Genomic DNA, 22,582 nt, shown 5'->3' with positions numbered 1-22,582 from the left:
TACGCGCTTTGGACATCTTTTAATTATTCCTTGCGTAGGATAGGATCGGGATTACAAATCCCTCCTACAAATACATGTTCTTACTCTTCAAAGATGGTTTGTCGGTCAGCATCCGAATAGCAGATGATCATCGTCACAGGTTGCCAACCGGTGTTGACAGCATTATGTTTGACATTGCGCGGAATACGCAACATCATGCCAGGTCTGAGCGGAATAACTTCATCTCCGAGCTTGTGGTCGCACTCACCGGAGAGTACATAGATGAGTTCCTCACAGTTCGGATGGTAGTGGGTAGGATTCCCTTCGCCAGCGTTAATGTAGACGACTCCGAAAGTCATCTCGGCTTCTGGGTCAATTTGGTCATTGCAGAGCCATTTAATCGCTCCCCAAGGGAATTCGAGGGCACCTGCCTCGTTGCTATTAGTTAAGGTTATTTCCATAACGACTTCCTTTCTATCTCCCGAATTTAATCATACCTCGAAACAAGCTAAACATTGCGTTGCATAATCCTGCAATCCTACCGTCGGTTCTTCTTGAAGATAGCCGACAGGTGCACAAATAGCTCGCAGATTGCGAATTTGCATATCAAGTGCCTGATGCGTATGCCCGAAGAGGACATGCGTGACCCGCGGTTCTTCCAAACAGAGCATCCCCAAGTGTTGACTTCCCATGAATGCGCGAAAGAAATCCCACGGCAATTCGCCACGGTACTGGATACACTCTTGGAACGGAACATGGTGTGTAACAACAATAATCCGTGACACATCGCCTCGAACGGCGGTAATCTGCGCCTTCAGTTCTGCCTCAAAACGTCGAGCAACAACACAATCCGTCCCTGACCACTTGGCATAGCGTTTATCGTTCCAGACTGCCCCCATCAATTCTTTCTCGGCATATTGGGCATCGGAGAAGTCATACCCGTCTGGTGCGAAACTATAATCGTACCAACCGATAGTCCCACAGAAACCGATCTGTTCATTGACAAAAGGTTCATCCATGAGCGGGTGAAACCCACACTCATAACAGAGTGTTGAAATAATCTCACATTTCCGTTCGCTTGTGACATCAGGTGTCTCAATTGCCCAGATGTCATGGTTGCCGGGGACAAATAATTTCTTACACGCTAAATCTGCAAGTTGAAATGCGTTAAGTGTTTCAGAAAGTTGAACTAAATGGCGGGCAATATCGCCCGCAAGCACTAATACATCAAGTTGTGCCGCCTTCACCGCGTCAATAAGATGTGGAAGGATTGCTCTGTTCAAAGGCGTAACGTCTGTGTGCAAATCTGAAATGAGTCCAATTTTCATTAGCAGCTCACACGGTGTTATAAAACAGAACCATTCAGTTTTTGAATTTTCGTCAATTTTATCGGAGCAGTCGCGATTCGGAGATCGCTCCTACAAATTGAATTACATTGATTCCTGTGTTAAGTTTTTGAAGACCTCGTCCAAAAAGATGCGGATACCGCTGTCAGCATCACCTTGGTACTGCTGACGCTGGCGTTCCAGTGCCTGCATTGAAGGGGCATCGCCGATCTTAGCAATTGCATCAACAAGTGTGAGTTGGATCGCGGGTTCGCTGGTAGTTTCCAACGCCTTAATCAGACGGTCCCGTGCCTTAACGCCGCCGATACCGCCGAGTGCGGAAGCCGTAATGTCTTTCGTGCTGGTATCCTCACTTTCAAAAGCAGTAATGAGTGCATCAACAGCAGGTTCACCTATCTGTCTGAGTGCTACACCCGCTTGGAAACGGATGCCCGGAATTTCTGCCGAATTTTCGAGAACAGCCACGAGTGGATTAATCGCAGAAACAGGTTTAAGGATTCCGAGTATAGCGAGGCAAGCGCGCCGAATTTCCTGTTCGGGTTCCACCGTAATTTGGATGTATTCCTGAGCGAGTTCTGAGAGCTGTCCTTCGTTAATTTTCTGGTAGAGTGCCTCGGATCTGTGTCTGAACTGGGTTCCGAAAGGTGCTTTGAGGGTAGCAGTATTTTCGGCTCGGTCTACGGTAAGCAAGCCAAGGATCGCAGCAGATTCCATTTGCTGCGCCTGAAGACTATCGGCAGGGAGTTGGTTCACATTCGCGCGCTGAAATTGCTGAAAGAGATCGTTGAGAACACTCAATTCGACGAGACGTTGTAAGCTGCTAATTGAGGATTTTCTGAGAGAGAGCTCAGTGCTATTCCTAAAAATATCGACAAGTGGTTCAATAGCGCGGGTATCACCCAATTCACCAAGCGCGTTTACAGAGGCAATTTTCACACCTATTAATTCAGTGGTTCGGAAAGTAACTTGCTGTTTAGAGAGTTTACCAACCGTTTCCTTATAATCATTAAGGCTATAAATTTTTCGTTCATCAACAATTTTTTCGACAACGTCTCCGACCTGAATATCGGCGTTTGCAGCGGGAGTCCCGGGCTGAATTTGTTTGACGCGCAGGGTGCCATTTCCTTCAACACTTAATCCGACCTTATCTCCGCGTCTACGGAGGGCAATGCGGAGCGGCGGTTTATCTTTCAGATGAAGAATAAGGTTATTGTCTTCTTCCAATCCCTTTTTCAGTGCGCTGTTAAAGTCGCTGGTGCTTCGGATAGGATATTCGGCAATCACATAAGAGATCAGTTCGCCTCTCTCAAGTTGGGCTTGATGTGCAGGACCATTCGGGGTGGTTTCTAAAACAACGACCCCGCTTGTCGACCAACGGTCTTTGAGGTCGCTATCTAACTGCTGTAACTGCATTTGCAGACGTTCATCGTAATACTGATTTTCACAACCGAGTCCTACTATGAGTAGGAAAAGTGGCACGCTAAACATCAAGTATCGGGGTTTGTCGAACCTTGTTATTCTTTTTAGCATACAGGCTTCCTTCCAATTTAAAAGCATGTTTCGACTTGCAAGCTGCGACTCGCGATTCAATTAAGAGGAATAGCAACATCTCGACTGCTCTGTTCTTTCAAAGCATCTAAGAGCGGTTCCACAACTTTCTCGTCGCCGAGTACCGCCAATGCGCGGATCGCATCAACGCGCAGCGATGACCCTTTGTTTTCCACAATTTTGACTAACACAGGCACAGCAGTCCCACCGATTTTCCCAAGGGCTTCCACAGCGAGTTGTCGGACCTCAGGTTCTTCTCGGTCGCGTTTCCACTTAGCGGAACCGGATTCAATAAGTACAGCGAGTGCGGGGATAGCGTCTTCACTACCGACCTCCCCAAGTGCCTTGACAGCATTCAAGCGGGTCTCCGTGCGTCCGTGTTCCAGAAGTTTCACCAAAATAGGCACAATCGTGCTGGGGTCATCTTTGCCAAGATGCCCGAGGACCCAATGCGCATTGTGTCTATCGCGATTATCACTGGACTTAATCGCTTTTTGGAGCTGGCTGAGGAGCCGTTTCCTATCACCTTGCTTATAGACACGTTTTAGCGCGTCAAGCGCAGCGTTTTGGATATCCAGATCATCATCGCGCAGCGTCTCAAAAACAAGTCTCTCAAGGTATTTACCTTTTTCTTCTTCATAGGCAAGGAACATCTGTTTACCACGCTCAGCGATCGATGCCGTCTCCCAATCAGGTGTATTCGGCTCGTAAAACTCCTGAGAGTTATAAAGCCCGAGCAGATAATGTGCTTCAGCGTTATCCGTCGGTTGCTGCAGCGCGAGTTTAAATTCTCGGACAGCGCGTTCTTCTTTCCGCCGTTTATCCGACTTAATCAATTCTTTGCCCTTCGCGAGATTTTCGTTCTGCGTGCCGCATCCAACACTAAAAAGAACGAGTACAAAAGCGAACCAGATTCTTTTCATATTCAATTCCCCTACGCGGTTCAAACTTCGCTTAATTAGAAAGTTTGTAGAGACAACTGTCCCGCAATTCCCACTGAAGGTTTTTGCAAATTCTCCGGTTTGTAGGCACAATGTGCGGGTGAGTGCCTTCTAAAGCGAGTGTGTTTCACAAAGTGTGCCTACAACGAAGCGAGATGCTTAAGTTCTTCTAACATTCTTAAGTATCAAGCAGCTCTTGCTGCTCACCACCTGCGTCGACAGCTTCGTTTTCCTCTCCATTTTCGGCTGTTGCTTCTTCATCTTCACCATCATCTGCTTCCGGTGCCGAGTCAAGTGCCTTCTGAAGAACAACAAGGGGTTTTTCAGTGAAACCCCAATCCTTATACCTCTCTATAACAGATGTCTCGGAAGACGGAAGTTCAATTTCGAGCGTTTTCACACCATTTTCTGCTGCTGTGACCTCAGCAGCCGCTATGAGGTGGTCAGCTACCCCCAATGGACGGAAAGGCGCAGACACAGCAAGACCACCTACTTCTGCGACTTCAGGATCAACGGCATCTCGCGTTATGGAAATTTGTCCAATCGGGTACCCGCCGACCTCCGCAACAAGTCGGTGTGTTTGACTCTCCTCCGCCAAATCTGCATCCAATTCTTTCGTAACCTGCGTCTTGGTTTTTTCAGGGAAACAATATGAGTGTAAATGCGTTGCATCTTCTTTTTCAGCCGATCGCACTTTAAGGGCACCAGCCAGATTGAAGTCTTGATTTGCCATGTAACTCTCCTTTGTTTTTATCAGGCTGCCGATATCTCCAGACCCTGTATGGCAGGACATCTGCATATCCGGCATCTATATATGTTATCGAACCATCTTACTACAGATTATCTTATACTACAAGTATTTTCTTAGAGGCACTCAGTTACCAACTGTCGGTTGTTGAGGTTGGCAACCTCTCCAGCGAAACGGGGTGTGCAAGTTCTGTTTCCAACACACTACCATCTGAAAACAGACTTACAAAGAAGGCAATATCTCATCTTCCACTTCAGTATTATCCAGATCCTCACGGACTACAGACGGCGACGCATTGACATCAACAACGTCTGCTGCCCTCACTTCATCGAGATTTTCCTGCCCGATTCGCAATTGTCGCTCGGCATCAACAACATCTCTGTTAATTTTTCCGATGCATCGGTTGAGTTTATCAACGAGAGCCGTATGTCCAGCCATAGCACGGCGAATTTGACGGAGTTGATCAATAACGAGTCGGAAGGTTCGGACAAAGTCACCAGCATCCAAACGGGCATATTTTTCTAATCTATCAAATTCACAACCGCGACTCCACGCCAGCATCGCAGTACAAAGGCGAAGTTCCAGCATCGGTGTAACTTCTGTCACGTTATGCTTAACCTCTAAATACTGGATAAATGAAATTTCAGAATTGACAGCATAGAGTATCTCTAATAAACGTTCATTCTTGAGTGGCTTAAAGTAACCGTCCTTACGCGGTTCAGAGACGATCGCTACCATGAGGCAGTTAATTTCGTCTTCCGTAAGTTTTTCAAAAAAACCGCTAAACAGCAATTGGGTCAACTGGACTTCATACCCATAAATATGCGCGGCGGTGCTCCCACGTGGCAGAAGCGTCTGCGCTTCAGTATAGCCCAATTCTTCAAGGACTTTAAGACGTGCGGCTATTTGCTGCCTCGGATCATTTTCAATAAATGTGGATCTCTTTTTAAGTTTCTGAAGTCGCTCTTCCTCTTTGCGGATAATCTTATATCTGCTTGTGCATGTTTGCAAGTGCTGACATTCTTCACAAATGCTCTGATCGCCACCCGTCCGTAAACGATTTATCTCCCGGTGAACAACTTTTAATCTCCTTACGCGCTCCTTTTTTCGTTTCTTTCCCCTTGTCTGCGATTTGATTTGTGACATCTCTACATGCAAACGCTGGAGATTTTTCTCTCGCTTCCGCTTTTGCCGATAATGCTTCTGAATTTGTTCAGTCCCATCAATACCGTCGTGAATGCATTCGGGCTCCGGTAGTATTTGTAGTTTCTCAGTTTTATCCTCAATCTGCTTGTTGAGTTTCGTCACACGTACACGATTTTGGTGGTTGCTTAAACTCATCGTGTAAACATCGTAAATATCATCACCATATTTCTGATAAAGATTAAGAATACTGGAATAGGAGAGATTAAATTGGCTCTCAATCGGCTCGACCTTATCAGCGACAACGGCTTTAATCTCAGCTGTATCAGCGTAAGCAGGAACAATTTGGGAGTAGACGTAACCGATCGTGTCAATACCGCGTCTGCCTGCACGTCCTGACATTTGGTGATACTCACGCGCCTTGAGATAGCGAAAACCGATACCATCAAATTTTTCAAGGCTATCAAAAACAACAGAGCAAGCGGGCATATTAATACCAACAGCAAATGTCTCTGTAGTAAAGAGGAGTTGAATCAATCCAGAAGTAAATAGCCGTTCTACGACCTCTTTGAGCGTGGGTAACATCCCCGCATGATGATAGGCGATCCCGCAGCTGACCAACTTACGAAACTCTGCGACCTTTTTTTCTGCAGCGATGTCAAACTGAACGCAAAGTTCGTCAAATTGCTTTACAATCTCCGCTTTCTGCTTTTTATTAAGCAACGCTACCTGCGATCCGAATACCAATGCGGATGCGTTTTCCTCACACCCTTTTCGGCTAAAACAGAAATAGAGGCATGGCAGCTGCTTCTCTTGATGGAGATATGGAATAAGCCGTGTCTCCGTAAAATCAGTCGGAAGCGGCTTTATAGGTTTATCGTCAGGCAGATCGGGTCTTCGTTTACGCGTTTCGCGGTGCGCTCTGTTGCGAAGCGTAGTGATATGCTTTATACCACCAATACCGTAACCTTTAAAATAGAGGTGATGTTCCAAGGGGACAGGACGCTCTAATTCCTCCACGATCTCAATATCAATATCTCGGACGCTCTGCATCCACTCCGCGAAGGGCTTAATGTTCGGAATCGTGGCACTCAGGCAGACAAATTTAATATGTTGGGGTGCGAAGATGATGCTCTCTTCCCAAACAGTGCCACGCTCAATATCGTTAATATAGTGGATTTCGTCAAAAATGACGTAGGAGACATCCTGTAACCGTTCAATGTCATCAAAGATGGTATTTCGGAAAATTTCGGTCGTCATCAATAGGACTTGGGCATACGGATTTAGCACCACATCGCCTGTAACAATGCCAATTTTGTCGCCGTATTCAGCATAAAAGTCCCGATATTTTTGGTTGCTGAGGGCTTTGATCGGTGCGGTATAAATAACACGGCGGTTTTCTTGAAGGCACTTTTCGACAGCGTACTCTGCGATAACAGTTTTGCCAGCTCCTGTAGGAGCAGTGACAATAACCGAAGTATCCCGATTAATTGCCGCGATCGCTTCCTCCTGAAACCGATCCAATTCTAACCCTTTGTAGCGCATTCAGTCCTTCCTTGCATTCGAGAGCCTCTCCGTGTAATGTCCAAGCCGTTTGAGGCGTAATATTATAAGTAATTTTAATAGATACAGCGTTTTTTGTCAAGGGGAAATTGTTTTTATTTTGGGAGTCGGAAACCATCAGCAGTCAGCGATCAGACGGACAGTTATCGGTGAGAATAGTTGTCAGAGTATTAGTCGTCAGTTTCCATGAGTTGTCAGTGAGCATGGTTCTTTAGGTTTTGTCTTGACATCCTCTAACTGCCGTGTTATCATGATATAGGTAGATTCAGAGCATGTTCCATATTTAAAGTCGGAGGAAAATCATGCAAGACGGTAAACGGATACAAAAGCGACACATTTGGACCCAGCGCGCCGTTGGGATATTGGTATGCGCTGCCCTCTGCACTGTTATCGCCTCGGCACAAAAGAGTGAAAATAAAAATGAGCAGGCAAGAACTTGGGCGGACCTTGGCGTAACATCGACACATCAGACCCAACTTGAAGCGTTATGGGAGTTAAAACGTCAAAAAGAGATTCAGTCAGTCAAAGACTTGAAAACCTTAAACCGCTTCGCAAAAGATTCACTTGTTGAAGATGCGGAGATTCAAGACACTCTGGACGCATTTCGGGCGAAACGCAAAGAAGCACAGGAACAAATCGAGAAGATCGAGGAAGAATTGCTCCAGACATTGCCGACGCAAGCTCAACTCCATTTAACGCTTTTCGGCATCTTGGATAACGGTGTCCCACGCAGAATAACGAAGTCGCAAACCAGCAAGAAAACAGAGACAACGTCCGAGCAGGGAAAATAAAAAAGTGGAGGATACCAGACTTGAACTGGTGACCTCTTGCATGCCATGCAAGCGCTCTCCCAGCTGAGCTAATCCCCCACACTCAAGATGCTTTAATTATACTACACATTTCCGAGAAATGCAAGAAAAATTTGCCTTTTTTTAGAAAAATGACGAAAAACCCGAAAAGCGATCCATTTTTCTCCTTCGCGCACCTTGATAATGATGAAATACAGCTTGCGACAGGCGCGCTCCTTATCGCCCAAAGCGAGTATCCCGACCTCAACATTGAGACGTGCCTCCGCCAATTAGATAAAATGGCAGAGGCTGTTCGGGAACAGATCCAAGGCGCAACGCTGCCGGAGCAGCACATCGCTGAACTCAATCGCTACCTCTTTGAAGAAATAGGGTTCACAGGAAATATTGATAACTACTACGCTTTAGGAAATAATTTTCTTAATGTTGTGTTAAAAAAGAAGACAGGTATCCCGATTACGTTAGGCGTTGTCTACATTGAAGTCGGCAGGCGCGCCGGACTCCCGCTCGTTGGTGTAAATTTTCCAAGTCATTTTCTTGTTAAATATCAACGTGAACATTTAGATATTCTGCTTGACGTGTTTGAAAATGGGATGTTCATGGACGACGATAGACTCCATGCAAAACTCCAAGCGAACTTCGGTGAAGAGGTACTATTAGAACGGAATATGTTAGCGGAAACCACGGATAAGGAAATTTTAGCACGTATTTTGCGGAACCTGACACGTGCCTATACACTCCTTGAGCAGTATGACAAAGCCCTCACAGCGGCTGAGCGCATCACATGGCTGTCGCCCAAAGCTGCGGGTGATTACCGTACACTCGGTTACTTATATTACAAGAATCATGCGTATGGCGAGAGTATCACCGCTTTTGAGACATATCTTCAACTTGCGGGGAAAACACCGGACACCGCAGCGGTCGAGCAAAATATACAACATCTCCAAAAACTGCTTTCTCGTCTGAATTAAATTAAAAATTATTAGAGGAATTTATGAAGCAATGTCATAAGTTCTAAATTATTTAACTTCATTAAGGCTCTTTTTAGATATAATTGATGAAAATCTTAGGTATTGATACTTCAACGCCAATTGGCAGCGTCGCCTTAATAGACGGCGATAACTTAGCCGCTGAACATACACTCAATATCGTCCAAGCACACTCTTCCAGACTCATGCCTGCGATCGACACGGTCTTAAAGTGGAGCGACATTACAACAGACGACTTAGACGGATGCGCTGTCGGCATCGGGCCCGGATCGTTTACGGGCATCCGTATCGGCGTTGCGACGATTAAATCGCTCTGTTATGCCCTCGACAAACCGATCGTCGGTGTCTCAACATTGGAAGCGGTCGCGTACAACCTCCGATGGACAAACGGCATCATTTGCCCGCTTCTCGATGCTCGCCGGAGTGAAGTCTACGGTGCTATTTTTCAAGGCGGCACGGAATGGCAACGTCTCAGCGAGGATCTCTGCCTATCACTTGATGCTTTCCTTGATCGTCTTGATACACACACTTCTCCAGAGCACACTATTAACTTCGCTGGTGATGGATTGTTGACGTATGGAGACGCAGTCCGTGAAAGGCTCGGCAAGCGTGCCGACTTTGCTGATGCTATTTTCAATGTTCCACGCGGTGCAACGATCGCGCATCTCGGCAGGCAACGTTTACAAAACGACGATGTTGACGACTACTGGACATTAGTGCCGAACTACGTTAGGGTTGGACTCTATTGACGGCAACACTTAAGGAGATTCACCATGCCATTTTCACATTTTCATAGATACTTACACACCGTGCTTCTCGTTGTGATGCTCTTGGCAGGCGTTGTTGCCGCTGCACACAGTTTAGAAGTCGGCGATCGCGTGTTCGGTTCTCAACTTGCGATAGATATCGGCTTCGCTGAGCATTGTCACGGCAAAGCCAATGTATACGTCATAAATTATGTGCCACCTATCTTAAAGTTGTATCCTCCGCCAATACTTGAGGAATTTAAGACAAAATATAACATAAGGGTCGCGTGGCGGCAAGCAGCCGAGGATGAAGAAACAGCACTGTTCATTATTGATAAATCGGGATACGTGCGCTGGAAGCACACCGATGAAACAACAAATCTAACAATAGACGCGTTGACAACAGAATTCGCCAAACTCAAGCGTAACACGCCTTTACCTATCGGCTCACCTGCCCCGGATTTTAACCTCACCGAAGCAGACGGAGAAACGGCATTCAGACTCTCTGATTATAAGGGAAAAAAGAATGTACTTGTTAGTTTGCTGCTTCAAACTTACTGACCGGTCTGTGCTAATTATACGGCGCAGTTTGCGACCCATCAAAAACTATTCGACGAAAAATACGATACCGTCGTTGTAACGATTAAACCGGAACCGATCTCAGTCATAACGAAATTTAAGGACACCGAAACAATGGACATCCCGTTGCTTGCGGATCCGGGTTCCTCTGTCCATGAGGCTTATGGCATCGTTAAACCTTATCACTTCCACCGTCGGGATATGTACCTGCCAGCAACGTTCTTAGTGGATAAAGCGGGTACCCTGAAATGGCTCTATATCGGCAAGCGAAATTCGGATCGTCCCGCTCGGGACCTGATTCTTGAACAACTCTCGCAGCTGCAGCATAGATGAACCGTATCCTTAAAAACACGTCCAGTCTCTTTAGTGCGCACCTTATCGGTCGCCTCGGCTCACTGGTGATAACAGTCTGGCTGATGCCACGTTATTTCACCGAAAGTGAACTTGGCGGCTATTTTGTTGCAATTGCGCTTACCAATCTGATTGCGATCCTAACAGAACTCGGCATACAAAACCCACTCATCCGAGAGATGACGCTACATCTCCATCAGACACGACACTATCTCGGGAACGCGCTCATCGTTCGCTGTATTCTGTCAATCATTGCATACAGCATCATGCTTATCAGCGGTATCTTCTTCTACACCCCCATAATTGTAGAGATGATAATTTTCTTAGGGTTAGCAGAGATCACCAATTCCATTGCGCAGCTGTACCGGTGCGTCTTCCGTGCATACGAGGAGATGAAATATGAGGCACTCACTGTGATTGCCGAGCGTGGCGTTTTTCTTTTCGTCAGCGGCGGGGCGATCCTCTTTGGATATGGATTGGTGACTGTCTGTCAAGTCATGTTAGCAGCGGGTTGCATTAACCTTATTTTCAGTGTTGGGTTCACCCGATTCCACTTCACGCCACTCCGTTTCCAACCAAGTCGAAAGACAGTAAAAGTGCTGATGCAGCAGGCACTTCCCTTTGCTATCGGTAATCTCTTCAACTTGCTCTATTTCCGTGTAGATGCGATCATGCTGTCAAAGTTAAGTTCAGAAGGTGTAGATGCTAACACGTGGTACGGGTTGGCGTATACCATTGTCAACGCCTTTACAATCCTGCCGGGTGCGTTCATGATGGGTGCGATGTTTCCAGTGCTGTCGCGTGCATGGGAGAGAGAAAAGGGGAGATTCCCGGGCGCATACACTTTCGGTATGCGATGGATGGTCCTATGCGGATTTCCGTTCGCGATTGGACTTTCAATATTATCATCCGAAATTACGGCAGTATTATTTCCGACTTACACATCGGCGCAAGTAGATAAAGTGGCAACAGCACTTCAGTGGCTCAGTTGGGCAGGTGGACTCCTCTTCGTAACGACCGCAGTGCTGGCAGTCCTACGCGCAACAGATAAACGGCGTGCCTTCTCAGTTCTCATGGGGACGACAGCATTCTTGAACATCTGCCTGAATTTATACCTGATTCCGCGTTTCAGCCATGTCGGTGCAGCGATCGCGATGGTCATCAGCGAAGCATACGTGCTTGTGGTTGGGATTGGCTATATCTCAAGAAATATAGTCACATTCCGCGAAACATTTCCCATAATACCAACACTTTTGAAAGCCGTCTGCCTCTCTGCTGTGATGGGTATCGGTTTGGTGTTGTTGAAAGGATTTTTGTCGGTTTGGGTGTTGATCCCGTTGGCGGTGCTGTTTTATGGTGGGGGGATCGCCGTTTTAGGCGAATTCCGGTCAAGATTTAGGTTTGATTAGCCTTTGGTGTTTAAAGCCTAATTGCTGGCATCACCACGGGGTTTAAAGTCTTTAGGAGTAATCATTAAATTTGCCCAATGCGCCCAGTCACAGGTTGCACTTTCGACGGAGTCGGTCACCAACTCCAATAACACAACTTCACCGGCAAACTCAGAAAGAGAGACTTGCGCGTCCACCCAACCCGGTGTGTTGAATGCGAAGTGTTCAAACCGCTTTTCTCCGTTCAGAAACACTTTAAAGAACAATCCATCAAGGCTACAACTTCTATCGGGCAGCCCCATTGAAAAATCGAAGGTCAATTCTTGGACATGTGGCAGAGACAGTAAGAACTGGAGAACGGTTTGTCCATTCGGGGGTGGATGTGCTGAAATCGTGTTTTTACTCACGCCAGCAGCAGTCAATTTCATTCGTTGACCTGAACCCCAAACACTTCCGAGTCGGAATATACCATTATACTGGAGCCCAGCAACAAATTGGGCATCCGTCAGGTTATAGACTCCATCCACTTGTTGTGGCGTATTGAAGAAAAAGAATACCTGTGCAGGCAGCTCGGTATCAAGAGAATATTGACTATCTCCTTGATACTCAAGCGTATCAGGAAAATTTTTTATCGGTTCATTGGTTAAGAAAAATCCTACTTTCGCAGGTGCGTTTGAAGGTTCGGAAACGATTTTGGGTACGCCCCACATCGCCCAATCCCACGCGCCATTTCCAACGGGACCGGGTGTCGTGGTAAATCGGAGCGTAACTTGTTGATTCCGATAAGATGACAAATCAAGAGTGATATGTTCCCATCTCTGTTCGTTATAATGTTTACGAAAAACCTCATCGCCCTGGATGGAGACAATGAATGTTACGCCATCGGAACCTTCAGAACCGTCCCGCAACCCGATGTCAAATTCTAAACGGATATCAGGACTATCCGGTAGTGAAAGGGTCCATTCCCCGAATGCATCCCCGCTGATACCTTGATACGGCGGATGGGCGTGGATCGCGGTTTTGTGAACCCCAGCGACAGAAGCCTCAGCAGGTTGGAAAGTGGCACCTCTCTGTCGTGACAATTCTTCCGAATTCAAGACAATGCCCGTCCGCACGAGATGAAACTGTGACAACAAATCGATTTCGTGAGAGGCATTCGTTCTTTCAAGACGAAAGAGGGCAGCATTTTCGGTCACACGCGATGCTGTTAGAGAAACATCTTCTGGTAAGGCATTAATATGCACTTGCGAAAAATCGCGGGAGGCATCATTTAAAAAATAAGGTTTTTTAGGATTTAATCCAAGGAGCGTTGTCTGATTGTAAGCATGCCAATGTAGAAGACTTCGCTCGGTTTCCACCTGTGCTACCCCAAAGATTCTTTCATACCCGATGCCATCCTCTGGTAGAACGAACGTAACCCGTCCGTCCGTTTTTTGAAGTGTTGCGACTTCACCGCCTTTGCCTATATATTGAAAAAGCGTTCCTGTTCCCCAATCCATTTCAAAATCAGGCTTGAAACCGAACTTTTGCCAAGCCCTGGCGAGCGAGAGTAACTGCTGTGTTCCGAGATGATCTTTCTCCAACTGTTCAGTTGACCAGAGACGAAGCGTCGGCAAAACACCCCAATTCTCATACAAACTTAGGTATTCTTGATAGAGCTCGGGACCGATATCCGGGTTTGGCAATCCCAAATGTCCATAGAGCAAAGTATGAGGAGAAAATAAGAATGTGCTGATAGGGTGCGGTTTAATATCCAGCGAGTATATCAGGCGTTGTGCAAAACTCTCACGGAAGAAGGTGACCTCGTGAAGTCCTTCACCACCGAAAACGACCTGCGGCATGGCTTCCGTCAATTCCGTATGCAGTTGGACGTTCCCTTGTGCCGAATTCAATCCTTCTATCAAACCGTTTGCGTCATTTTTAGCAATAAGGCTAACATCCAGATGGAAAGCATCAACCTGATATTTCTCCGATACGTCTATTAATTGGTGAACGAGGATTTTCCTAAATTCAGGACTCGCAGGATTAATAAAAGCGTGTCGCCCAGGTTCTTCAAGCCGATCCCAAAACCAACCGATTGGGTTGCCACTCCATCGGTCCCGAAATTGATACTTCTGAAGTTCAGCGTAGCGCGGATGATAGGGCGCGATCCCAGGGAAATTGGTGTGGAGCATCACCCGAAATCCGTGCTGATGCGCAGCTTCAAGAAAACTACTGAAGTTCTCGGATGCTGTATAATCTGGATAATTCGTATCGTAGTCGTCTTTCCGCCATTGTGTTAGATACAGCAACGTTTTTGTCGGATCAATCTGTTCTGCTAAGCTCTCCAGCAGGTTCGTATCCGAACCGTGATAGATAACAACCAAACCGATTTCGGAAACCCATGCAGGTATCTCTGTTAATCTTCTCGGATTGAAGGTCTCTTCCATCCAGTCTCGATAGTGTCGGGCAGGGACACGCCAATCACCTGCGTATGTATTCAATCGCCACACGACAGACTGTGCCGAGGTAAGGGCATCGAAAGGTGCTTGATTTTGGGTTTCAAAATTGAGTGCCAAACTCTCTATATCTTTTTCGTAGTGGAGCACTTTAAACTGAAAGGTTTCATCTGTCCCGCGAATATAAAAACCGCCTTGCTCTGATTGAATAATTGCGAGTTGTGCCTCCCAATGTTCAGGATAGTCGAAACTCCCGGAAGTGGTTGGAGACGCGGCATCAATGATTTGCCCACCTTGCGCCGGTAAAATGAGGTCAAGATTTCTTGTGTCTAAATTCCCACACCCCCATTGGATTCCATAGACACCTGCTGTGTCGGAAACGCCCTCTTGTTCAATCAGGAGGTCGTTCGTGTTTTCATCGACAGCTATGAACAGTCGAATCTCGTTTTGTCCCTGCCCAAATATGATTTCTGCTTTGAGGGGCGCGATTTTTCTTGCTTCTATTAGCGTCGCTTGGTCTGTCCAAAGAGAGTCGTTATTTCGCCGCAATAACCCGCTACGTCCGCTAATGCCTGTAGGTATATCACCGATGCCGAGCGGTAATGTATAGACTTCGTCTGTCAGTCTGTTGGAGAGTTGAGTGATAACGCCATCTATAAACTGGACTTCACAAGTATCTGTTTCAACAAAGACCTTATTGCCAGTAACCGTAATTTCGGCAGACAATGCCATTTGAGAATAAAGTATACAAAAGATCCCACTCAGAATAGTTATGGCACAAAGTCTCATACTGTCCCCTTCTAAATTCAAACATACAACCCCACCAGCACCTCAAAAATTTATGCATAGGTTTGTGTGAGTAACATCTCCTTTGCTAACTCCAAAGCCTGCATAGCCTGTGCCCGACTGACAGAAGGAAAATCCTCTAAAAACTCGTCTAAGCTATCACCTGCTTCTAAATAATCAATGAGGTTTTTGATGGGAACACGCGTGTTTTTGAAAACAGGCGTGCCACTCATGATTCGCGTGTTACAGGTAATGAGGTTGTTAACTGTTTGCCTTGTTTGTTCATCAAATTCCATGTGTGAGTTCTCCTTAAACAATACATTCATCTTACAACTGGCACCCAAAATACAGTGATTTAAGGATAGCACAAAAATACCTTATAGTAAATCCCATAATTATTTGCACACACGGTAACTCGTAGGGGCTGGGTTACCCAGCCCTACGAAGATGCGAAGTGTAAACACATTTTCCGATTTTACTATAATTGCCAACTTTCGTAAGAAAGATACTTTCAAGCGTATAGTCTTTCAAACACCTCAAAATAATTAGGGAACGTTTTGCTGACGCACTCTGGATTATTAATCTGGATCCCCGGTGTTTTTAAGCCAATGAGCGAAAATGCCATCGCCACGCGGTGGTCTTCGTAGGTATCAATCGCTGCAGGAGTGATAAGTGCGGGTGAGATTTCGAGCCCGTCTTGGTGTTCAACGACTGGCACGCCTAATTTCCGAAGCTCAGTCACCATCGCATGAATCCGATCAGTCTCTTGCCAACGCGTATGCTCAATATTTCGGATGGTTACTTTGCTATCAGCGAAGGGCGCAATCGCCGCGAGGGTCAAGGCAGTATCCGAAATCGTCCGCATATCGACATCAATCCCTTTTAATTCGCGCGGTCCGGTAACAGTAATACCTGTATCGGAAACGGTAGTGCGACAGCCCATCTGTTCTAAGATATGTACAAACTGGAGATCACCTTGTGCGGAATCTAAATTTAGGTGTTGGACAGTGACACGTCCACCAGTGAGTGCAGCGGCAGCAAAGAAGTAAGAGGCGTTAGAGGCATCCGGTTCTATGTTATAGGCCCGCGGCTGATACTGCTGTCCACCTTCAATCCGAAAAAACTTGTAGTCTTCGCTCATAACCTGTACACCAAACGCTGCCATGACAGATCGTGTGATGTCAACATAAGGCATTTCGCGGTTACCGACCACCTCAATCTCCATGCCGTTTTTTGCGTAGGGTGCGATGAGGAGCAGCGCCGTTAAGAACTGACTGCTCTTACTGACATCAAGGCGGGTCTTTCCACCGACAAGTCCATCTGCTTGAATAATAACAGGGAGATGTCCGTTCTCAAATTCGGTGCGCGCCGAGCCCCCAATTTGCCTGAGTGCGTCGAGTAGATCAGCAATAGGACGACCGTGACGCATCGGTTCATCGCCATCAATGACGAATTTTCCATGTCCGAGTGAAACGTAGGCGGTAAGTGAACGTGAAGTGGTGCCTGAGTTCCCGATATAGAGGTCCGCGCTGGAAACCGGTATCACGCCACCGTTTCCATGGATATCAAACCTTGCTTGTTTTTCATCGGCATCAATTTTGACCCCGAGTTTTCGCAGCGCCGCAGACATATAACGTGTATCGTCGCTAAAGAGTGCACCTGTCAACGTTGAAACACCACGTGCCATTGCAGCGACCAGTAACGCTCGGTTGGTATAACTCTTAGAACCGGGTACCGCTATCGTAGCATCAAGGGATTTGTGGATCGGTTGTATCTCAATCATTCACGCACTCCCAATTCTGTCAGCAATTCGCGGAGTTCCGCTTTCTCAGCATCAGTGAGCGGTAGTAGGGGGTTCGTCGTGCGTGCGCTGCAGACCCCCAAAATTTCCAGACACGCTTTCATACCGCTGACACCCTGTCCGTAGGTATACATTTTACTGAGCTGGAGCATCCATTTTTGTAACCGATGGACTTCATCAATATCACGTGCCTTCGCAGCGTTGTAGAGCGCGACAGATTCTTTCGGGGCGACGTTTGCAATTGAGACAACCCCACCATCCGCGCCGAATAGGAGCGCTGCACCGAGTGCGACATGTGAACCGAGAAAGATAGAAAAGTCCGTCCGCTCACCGAGCAGTGCTATGAGATTGAGGGAGTTCGTCCAATCACCGGTGCTGTCCTTAATTCCAACGATATTCTCACAGGTTTCTGAGAGTTCGACGACAACCTGCGGCTTAATGAAGGTTTTAACGGTGGAAGGGATATTATAGATGAAAACAGGGAGTTCTGTACTCGCGGCGACCGTCTGATAGAATTCGATCAGATCCGCATCAGCGGTGGAGGGATAATAGTATCCCGGTGTCGCAGCGACTGCATCAACGCCGAACTGCTCGGCGATTTCAATGTTTTGGATAACGCGTTGGGCACTTGTATCCATTACACAACAGATAACCGGGACGCGACCCGCAATTGCTTTGAGAGCGATATCCATTGTCCGCTCGCGCTCTGTATTTGTTAACGTCGTAAATTCGCCGGAACTTCCGAGTAGATAGATACCGTGAACACCGTTGTTAATCAGGCGGTTAAGTTGATTGACGAACCCGCGTTCATCGACGCGCTCTTTTTCGTCAAGTGGTGTTACTGTCGGTGTAAAAATGCCTTCAAATTGGATATTCATGAGTGTTCCCTATAAGGAGTAGTCGCAACCTTTCTTTAGAGTACGGGCTTGCAAGCAAGACCTTACAAACCAATCGGTTCAGATTCTGGTTTCAAGTTTAGCATGATCTGATTCAGATGTCAAGCACCGAAAAAAGGGTTCAGCGGTATTCAGTTATTGGTTCTCAATTAGCATTTGTCAGTGGTCAGCAGTGAAAAAACAACAATTAATTATCAGCGAGTCGTGAGTGTCGCTACCGGAAGATCGCTCCTACAGCAAGAACCTATCTGCGGAAGGTGAACATTAAGGAAGAACGGAATGGTTTTCTACCAATTTTGGCTTGCACGTTATGCCGAAATTGTGCTATCATTACGTTAAACTTACCCCGTGTAACAGTATAGGTTTGTGCGGCACGTTCCGCAACAGATAACGGATTCTAAACGGTTAGCGGTCAAATAGCGTCAAACACCGAAGGACAAGGCACAGATGAATATCCGCACACAACTGACGCTCAGGTACATAGGCATTGTACTTGTAGTGTTGCTTGCTATGTATTTCTTTCTTGCTACAATGCTCAAAGATTCGATGAGTACTCGGATTACCAGCGAATTGGAAATTCAGGCGGCATTAACTCGGGAATTCCTCATTGAAAAACTCCCTGCTAAAGACAACTTTACCTACGCCGCGATAGATCCGCTTATCAATAGACTCGGAAAGACCGGAAAGGCGCGGGTGACCTTCATCGACTTAGAAGGTGTTGTCTGGGGTGATACAGAACGCGATGGCGCAGCACTACGCGCGATGGATAATCACCTTAAACGTCCAGAGGTACAAGATGCCCTCCTATTCGGCAGCGGAATCCGGGACAGATACAGCAATACAACCCAGACAGAATTCCGTTACTACGCGATGCCAATATACAAGCAAACTTCACAAAATGGCGAAGGCACCCTGATAGGTATTTGTCGCGTCGCGCTCCCGATGGAAGCCGTTAATACAGCAATCGGTAACCTACGCCGGATGGTTCTGCTTGCAAGTGTGGCGGGTTTAATCCTCACGATTGTGTTTAGCGTTTTTTCTACCAAGATCATCACAAAACCAATTGAAAAATTAACACAGATGACCCAATCTCTTGCCGCTGGAAAGATAGCCTCGCGCGTCCCGGTCGATTCTAAGAATGAACTCGGGCAACTCTCACGGATTTTCAACCTCATGGCAGACAGGGTCCAGGAACAGATTGATCAAATTTCCGAAGAACATCGGCGTTTGGAAACCATCTTGACCGATATGGGTGAAGGCGTGCTGCTCGTCAACGGTGCGTTTGAAATCACTTATGCTAACCCTATGGCTATTTCTATGTTGTCACTTCCGAAGGCTTATGTCGGAAAAGCACTGATCGAAATCAATCGGATCCCCGAGTTACAAACACTGCTGCAGGTAGCAGAACGGACGGAAACCGCCGCATTTGCAGAGATCCGTCTCGGGAACCTAACAGAACCGGAAGCAGAGGTCACGGTTGTGCCTGTCGCCACCGGCGAAGAATACGTTGTCGTCATCCACGATGTGAGTAAGGAACGGCAGTTAGAGCGGATTCGCGCAGATTTCGTGGCGAATGTCTCGCACGAACTTCGGACACCGCTCACAACAATCCGAGGTTACGCCGAGACCTTATTGAGTGAAGATGCCACACGCACCAAGACCCAAGAGCAGTTTATCGTGAAAATCCTTAATCATGCGTCTCGGCTCTCAAGATTAGTCTCGGATCTGCTCGAACTCTCTCGGCTTGAGTCTGGTGATGTTGAATTGAAACGGACACCGTGCCACCTCAATACCTTTTATGAACCGATTTTAGACGTGTTTGAACCTATATTAGAGGAATCCGAATTGGTTTTAAAATGGGAGGTGCCTGAAAGTCTGCCTAAGGTTAGCGTAGATCACCAACTTTTCATGCAGGTGCTTGTAAATCTGATTGACAACGCGATTAAATATACACCCGATAGCGGTACAATCACGGTTTCAGCAGAGCTCCGGACGAGTGAAGCATTTGAAGGATCCAATATAACCGCGGCAGAAATTATCATGGATATAAAAGATACAGGTATCGGTATCCCAATGGAATCTCAACCGCGTGTATTTGAGCGGTTCTATCGTGTGGATAAAGGGCGTGCCCGCGAAATGGGAGGCACAGGATTAGGACTGGCAATCGCCAAACATATCGTGCTCCGCCACAACGGACGGATTTGGCTGGAAAGCACTTTAGGGGAAGGTAGCGTATTTCACGTTGCTATTCCGTTATAAGGATTGTTTTTGATGAAAAACATGGTGTTAATCCCCGCTGGCAACCTTGAGATCGGAAGCGTCAACGCTTTTTATATTGACACACACCCCGTGAGAAATCTTGAATACCAGCAGTTTCTTGTTGAAAATCCACAGTGGCAAAAATCGCATATTAAAGATAGGTTTCACGACGGGGACTACCTAAAGCATTGGGATGGCAATACCTATCCCGAAGGAAAAGCGAATCACCCTGTTGTCTACGTCAGTTGGTTTGCGGCGATGGCTTACGCTTTGTGGGCGGGGAAACGGCTCCCTACAGAAGCTGAATGGGAATACGCTGCACGCGGCGGGCTTGCGAATCAGAACCATCCGTGGGGTGATACGAGCGATACTACCAAAGCGAACTATGATAGAAAAGTAGGAGATACCACCCCTGTGGGTAAGTATTCACCTAACGGCTACGGCTTGTATGATATAACTGGCAACATTTGGGAATGGTGTCTTGACCTTTACGACGATGATTTTTTCTTCGCCACACCTCGCAAGAATCCGCGCGCAGGAACGAATGAGATTGGTTGGTTGACAGCCAATTTCACAGACATTGAAACGATCCCTATAAGGGCGTTACGCGGTGGGGGTTGGAGTGCCACCGAAAAAGGTATCTGCGTCACCCATCGCTTACTGCTTTCACCGACAAACACAATCTACGATTATGGCTTTCGTTGTGCGCAGTCAACGTTGGGAACGACTGCCGAGTCGGAACAAGACGCACCATAGTGGGCAGTATTGCAACTCAGGAAATCAACAGTATTGCCATAAATTCCGAAGGAATTATCAAGTCAATTTCTCTAATACGTGTATCAAGTTAATTTCTAATGTTTTCAGAAGTTTATCTTTAGGAGTCTTGACATGCGATTTTGGCTAATAATAGCTGTTTTCATACTCGCTGGCTGCGGTGGCGACGATGACAGCCTCAAAGACGTTGCGCCTGTTGTTGTGAGTGCCAATCCGCCGATTGGTGCGACGATTACCCCTAATATGGTTATCACCCTTACCTTTGACAACCCGCCTACTGATGTTAGGATAAGGAACGCTATAATCATCCCTTCTGGCAAAACAGCAACCATCACAGGCCCCTTCAAGCGAGGTCCTCTCTCACTTATGGTGTATTGGGCGGGTGGTAGCACGACGCTTACCTACCTTGTTTCTTCCTGTTGTCCCGTACCACCTGAAGTTACGGGTGGATCGGTCAGAGACGGGGAGATGGATGTTGATCCGGATGCTATCAACAGTGCTGGGAAGATTGAGATTCAGTTCGATGAAGAAGTAACGGGCTACTACATTGTACTTCAAACCGGATCTGGCGAAGACCTCGGATGGCTTGGAAAAGTTGAAGGTACGAAAGGGATCCTCGAACTTGTCAAGGGTAGAGAGCTCAGACACAACACCACTTATGTTATTGTCTGTAAAGTTGCTGATGTCAAAGGCAATGAAGTCGAGTTTAGAATCGTCTTTGGAACCAGAGAGAAAGCGTAGATTTGACGCTATTTACTAATTCTTCAGGTAACGGAACTTGGGTGCTGAGTGCGCTAAATTTTCCAGACTTCTTGTGTGTAAGCCATCTCCCAAAAGAGGTATTCATAACGACTACTCTGGAAAAAGTAGTTTTTAATCCGTTCTTTCTCAGAAACACTATACTCCGCTGCAAGGTCGTTGAGTAAACCGCGTAACCACTCACCTAACGACAGAAATTCAGAAGAGGCGTACATGTCGATCCATTCCTGATAGAGCGGTTCCGGTGAACCACCCTGTTGGGCAAGCGTTGTGCCGATTTCGGCGTAGCCCCACTGACACGGCAGAACACCGGCGACGAGATCCGCCAAAGTGCCGATTTCCGCTACGTTGAGTACATGTCGCGTATATGCATGTGTTGTAGGTGCCATCGGTGCGGCTTCCATCTCTGCGGCAGTGATACCAAATTTTTCGCAATATCCACGATGTAAGTCCATTTCAGTGTTCAACGTCTCGTTGACCAGCTGCGAAAACATCGCCATCGTCGCCTCGTCATGTGCCTTGATAACACCATACGCGAACACGCGGCTATAGTCGAGTAAGAACAGATAATCCTGAATCAGATAGAATTTAAACTTCTCTGTCGGGAGACTACCATCAGCCATACCGCGGACAAACGGATGTTTAAGATCCGCTTCCCAAATCGGTGCAGCAGCGCGCCTGAGTTCATCGGTAAATTTCTCATTTTGTGCCATACGTATTGTCAAACTCCTAAAAAAATATG

19 protein-coding genes, 1 tRNA gene and 1 pseudogene are annotated in these 22,582 nt (G+C 46.8%); 9 read left to right on the top strand and 12 right to left on the bottom strand.

Going from position 1 to position 22,582, the window contains the following annotated elements:
* Window positions 1–80: 80 nt before the first annotated feature.
* The 6 genes from OXH00_20450 to OXH00_20425 all read right to left on the bottom strand — a co-directional run bounded on the left by OXH00_20450 (window position 81) and on the right by OXH00_20425 (window position 7,250).
* A complete protein-coding gene (locus tag OXH00_20450; GenBank protein MCY3743390.1) occupies window positions 81–440 on the bottom strand; it encodes a cupin domain-containing protein in 360 nt (119 codons plus the stop codon).
* A 30-nt stretch (window positions 441–470) separates the two neighbouring features.
* Window positions 471–1,307, bottom strand: a complete 837-nt coding sequence (locus tag OXH00_20445) for a metallophosphoesterase (GenBank protein MCY3743389.1) — start codon at window positions 1,305–1,307, stop codon at window positions 471–473.
* A gap of 102 nt (window positions 1,308–1,409) precedes the next feature.
* Window positions 1,410–2,855 (bottom strand): hypothetical protein, encoded by a 1,446-nt coding sequence (locus OXH00_20440; GenBank protein MCY3743388.1) that lies wholly within the window; start codon window positions 2,853–2,855, stop codon window positions 1,410–1,412.
* Between the two features lie 56 nt (window positions 2,856–2,911).
* Complete coding sequence (locus OXH00_20435; GenBank protein MCY3743387.1) at window positions 2,912–3,796, bottom strand: HEAT repeat domain-containing protein; 885 nt, start codon at window positions 3,794–3,796, stop codon at window positions 2,912–2,914.
* A 196-nt stretch (window positions 3,797–3,992) separates the two neighbouring features.
* Window positions 3,993–4,547 carry a GNAT family N-acetyltransferase gene (locus OXH00_20430; GenBank protein MCY3743386.1) on the bottom strand — a complete coding sequence of 185 codons (555 nt, stop codon included), beginning with the start codon at window positions 4,545–4,547 and terminating at the stop codon, window positions 3,993–3,995.
* Between the two features lie 237 nt (window positions 4,548–4,784).
* Window positions 4,785–7,250, bottom strand: coding sequence for a DEAD/DEAH box helicase (locus tag OXH00_20425; protein MCY3743385.1), 2,466 nt, complete (start codon window positions 7,248–7,250; stop codon window positions 4,785–4,787).
* Between the two features lie 320 nt (window positions 7,251–7,570).
* Between OXH00_20425 and OXH00_20420 the strand changes: the two genes are divergently transcribed.
* Entirely contained in the window at window positions 7,571–8,059 is a 489-nt protein-coding gene (locus OXH00_20420) for a hypothetical protein (GenBank protein MCY3743384.1), read from the top strand.
* Between the two features lie 5 nt (window positions 8,060–8,064).
* Here the strand turns inward: OXH00_20420 and OXH00_20415 are convergent.
* A tRNA-Ala gene (locus OXH00_20415) sits at window positions 8,065–8,137 on the bottom strand.
* 71 nt (window positions 8,138–8,208) lie between these two features.
* Between OXH00_20415 and OXH00_20410 the strand changes: the two genes are divergently transcribed.
* The 5 genes and pseudogenes from OXH00_20410 (at window position 8,209) to OXH00_20390 (ending at window position 12,148) form a co-directional block, all read left to right on the top strand.
* Entirely contained in the window at window positions 8,209–9,045 is an 837-nt protein-coding gene (locus tag OXH00_20410) for a transglutaminase-like domain-containing protein (GenBank protein ID MCY3743383.1), read from the top strand.
* 86 nt (window positions 9,046–9,131) lie between these two features.
* Window positions 9,132–9,812 carry a tRNA (adenosine(37)-N6)-threonylcarbamoyltransferase complex dimerization subunit type 1 TsaB gene (tsaB, locus tag OXH00_20405; GenBank protein MCY3743382.1) on the top strand — a complete coding sequence of 227 codons (681 nt, stop codon included), beginning with the start codon at window positions 9,132–9,134 and terminating at the stop codon, window positions 9,810–9,812.
* 24 nt (window positions 9,813–9,836) lie between these two features.
* Window positions 9,837–10,370 (top strand): hypothetical protein, encoded by a 534-nt coding sequence (locus OXH00_20400; protein ID MCY3743381.1) that lies wholly within the window; start codon window positions 9,837–9,839, stop codon window positions 10,368–10,370.
* Between the two features lie 15 nt (window positions 10,371–10,385).
* Window positions 10,386–10,721, top strand: a pseudogene (locus tag OXH00_20395) (redoxin domain-containing protein).
* Window positions 10,718–12,148: a flippase gene (locus OXH00_20390; GenBank protein MCY3743380.1), complete on the top strand. Its 1,431-nt coding sequence runs from the start codon at window positions 10,718–10,720 to the stop codon at window positions 12,146–12,148. Before OXH00_20395 ends, OXH00_20390 begins: the two are co-directional and overlap by 4 nt.
* Before the next feature lie 17 nt (window positions 12,149–12,165).
* Here OXH00_20390 and OXH00_20385 read toward each other — a convergent pair whose 3' ends face one another.
* The 4 genes from OXH00_20385 to OXH00_20370 all read right to left on the bottom strand — a co-directional run bounded on the left by OXH00_20385 (window position 12,166) and on the right by OXH00_20370 (window position 18,030).
* Window positions 12,166–15,354: a DUF6259 domain-containing protein gene (locus OXH00_20385; GenBank protein MCY3743379.1), complete on the bottom strand. Its 3,189-nt coding sequence runs from the start codon at window positions 15,352–15,354 to the stop codon at window positions 12,166–12,168.
* Window positions 15,355–15,404: 50 nt separating this feature from the next.
* On the bottom strand, window positions 15,405–15,647 hold the full coding sequence (locus tag OXH00_20380; GenBank protein MCY3743378.1) for a DUF433 domain-containing protein: 243 nt from the start codon (window positions 15,645–15,647) through the stop codon (window positions 15,405–15,407).
* 215 nt (window positions 15,648–15,862) lie between these two features.
* Window positions 15,863–17,134 (bottom strand): 3-phosphoshikimate 1-carboxyvinyltransferase, encoded by a 1,272-nt coding sequence (gene aroA / locus OXH00_20375; protein MCY3743377.1) that lies wholly within the window; start codon window positions 17,132–17,134, stop codon window positions 15,863–15,865.
* On the bottom strand, window positions 17,131–18,030 hold the full coding sequence (locus OXH00_20370) for a dihydrodipicolinate synthase family protein (protein MCY3743376.1): 900 nt from the start codon (window positions 18,028–18,030) through the stop codon (window positions 17,131–17,133). Before OXH00_20370 ends, aroA begins: the two co-directional genes overlap by 4 nt.
* Window positions 18,031–18,495: 465 nt before the next feature.
* Between OXH00_20370 and OXH00_20365 the strand changes: the two genes are divergently transcribed.
* From OXH00_20365 to OXH00_20355, 3 genes are all read left to right on the top strand, one after another.
* On the top strand, window positions 18,496–20,307 hold the full coding sequence (locus OXH00_20365; protein ID MCY3743375.1) for an ATP-binding protein: 1,812 nt from the start codon (window positions 18,496–18,498) through the stop codon (window positions 20,305–20,307).
* 12 nt (window positions 20,308–20,319) lie between these two features.
* Complete coding sequence (locus tag OXH00_20360; GenBank protein ID MCY3743374.1) at window positions 20,320–21,063, top strand: SUMF1/EgtB/PvdO family nonheme iron enzyme; 744 nt, start codon at window positions 20,320–20,322, stop codon at window positions 21,061–21,063.
* Window positions 21,064–21,195: 132 nt separating this feature from the next.
* The gene (locus tag OXH00_20355) at window positions 21,196–21,822 is read left to right on the top strand and encodes an Ig-like domain-containing protein (GenBank protein ID MCY3743373.1); all 627 of its coding nucleotides are present in this window, start codon (window positions 21,196–21,198) and stop codon (window positions 21,820–21,822) included.
* Between the two features lie 53 nt (window positions 21,823–21,875).
* On the opposite strand, the gene tenA is transcribed toward OXH00_20355, so the two are convergent.
* The gene (gene tenA, locus OXH00_20350) at window positions 21,876–22,553 is read right to left on the bottom strand and encodes a thiaminase II (protein MCY3743372.1); all 678 of its coding nucleotides are present in this window, start codon (window positions 22,551–22,553) and stop codon (window positions 21,876–21,878) included.
* Between the last annotated feature and the right edge of the window lie 29 nt (window positions 22,554–22,582).

Source organism: Candidatus Poribacteria bacterium (genome assembly GCA_026706025.1).
Classification (GTDB): Bacteria; Poribacteria; WGA-4E; order WGA-4E; family WGA-3G; genus WGA-3G.
Note: the sequence above shows the minus strand (reverse complement) of the source record. Positions and strands in the feature narration are given on the sequence as shown.

Bases quoted from the DNA above. Each gene is read 5' to 3' on its own strand.
- OXH00_20450 (MCY3743390.1), bottom strand. From the start codon at position 440: ATGGAAATAACCTTAACTAATAGCAACGAGGCAGGTGCCCTCGAATTC.
- OXH00_20445 (MCY3743389.1), bottom strand. From the start codon at position 1,307: ATGAAAATTGGACTCATTTCAGATTTGCACACAGACGTTACGCCTTTG.
- OXH00_20440 (MCY3743388.1), bottom strand. From the start codon at position 2,855: ATGCTAAAAAGAATAACAAGGTTCGACAAACCCCGATACTTGATGTTT.
- OXH00_20435 (MCY3743387.1), bottom strand. From the start codon at position 3,796: ATGAAAAGAATCTGGTTCGCTTTTGTACTCGTTCTTTTTAGTGTTGGA.
- OXH00_20430 (MCY3743386.1), bottom strand. From the start codon at position 4,547: ATGGCAAATCAAGACTTCAATCTGGCTGGTGCCCTTAAAGTGCGATCG.
- OXH00_20425 (MCY3743385.1), bottom strand. From the start codon at position 7,250: ATGCGCTACAAAGGGTTAGAATTGGATCGGTTTCAGGAGGAAGCGATC.
- OXH00_20420 (MCY3743384.1), top strand. From the start codon at position 7,571: ATGCAAGACGGTAAACGGATACAAAAGCGACACATTTGGACCCAGCGC.
- OXH00_20410 (MCY3743383.1), top strand. From the start codon at position 8,209: ATGACGAAAAACCCGAAAAGCGATCCATTTTTCTCCTTCGCGCACCTT.
- tsaB (MCY3743382.1), top strand. From the start codon at position 9,132: ATGAAAATCTTAGGTATTGATACTTCAACGCCAATTGGCAGCGTCGCC.
- OXH00_20400 (MCY3743381.1), top strand. From the start codon at position 9,837: ATGCCATTTTCACATTTTCATAGATACTTACACACCGTGCTTCTCGTT.
- OXH00_20390 (MCY3743380.1), top strand. From the start codon at position 10,718: ATGAACCGTATCCTTAAAAACACGTCCAGTCTCTTTAGTGCGCACCTT.
- OXH00_20385 (MCY3743379.1), bottom strand. From the start codon at position 15,354: ATGAGACTTTGTGCCATAACTATTCTGAGTGGGATCTTTTGTATACTT.
- OXH00_20380 (MCY3743378.1), bottom strand. From the start codon at position 15,647: ATGGAATTTGATGAACAAACAAGGCAAACAGTTAACAACCTCATTACC.
- aroA (MCY3743377.1), bottom strand. From the start codon at position 17,134: ATGATTGAGATACAACCGATCCACAAATCCCTTGATGCTACGATAGCG.
- OXH00_20370 (MCY3743376.1), bottom strand. From the start codon at position 18,030: ATGAATATCCAATTTGAAGGCATTTTTACACCGACAGTAACACCACTT.
- OXH00_20365 (MCY3743375.1), top strand. From the start codon at position 18,496: ATGAATATCCGCACACAACTGACGCTCAGGTACATAGGCATTGTACTT.
- OXH00_20360 (MCY3743374.1), top strand. From the start codon at position 20,320: ATGAAAAACATGGTGTTAATCCCCGCTGGCAACCTTGAGATCGGAAGC.
- OXH00_20355 (MCY3743373.1), top strand. From the start codon at position 21,196: ATGCGATTTTGGCTAATAATAGCTGTTTTCATACTCGCTGGCTGCGGT.
- tenA (MCY3743372.1), bottom strand. From the start codon at position 22,553: ATGGCACAAAATGAGAAATTTACCGATGAACTCAGGCGCGCTGCTGCA.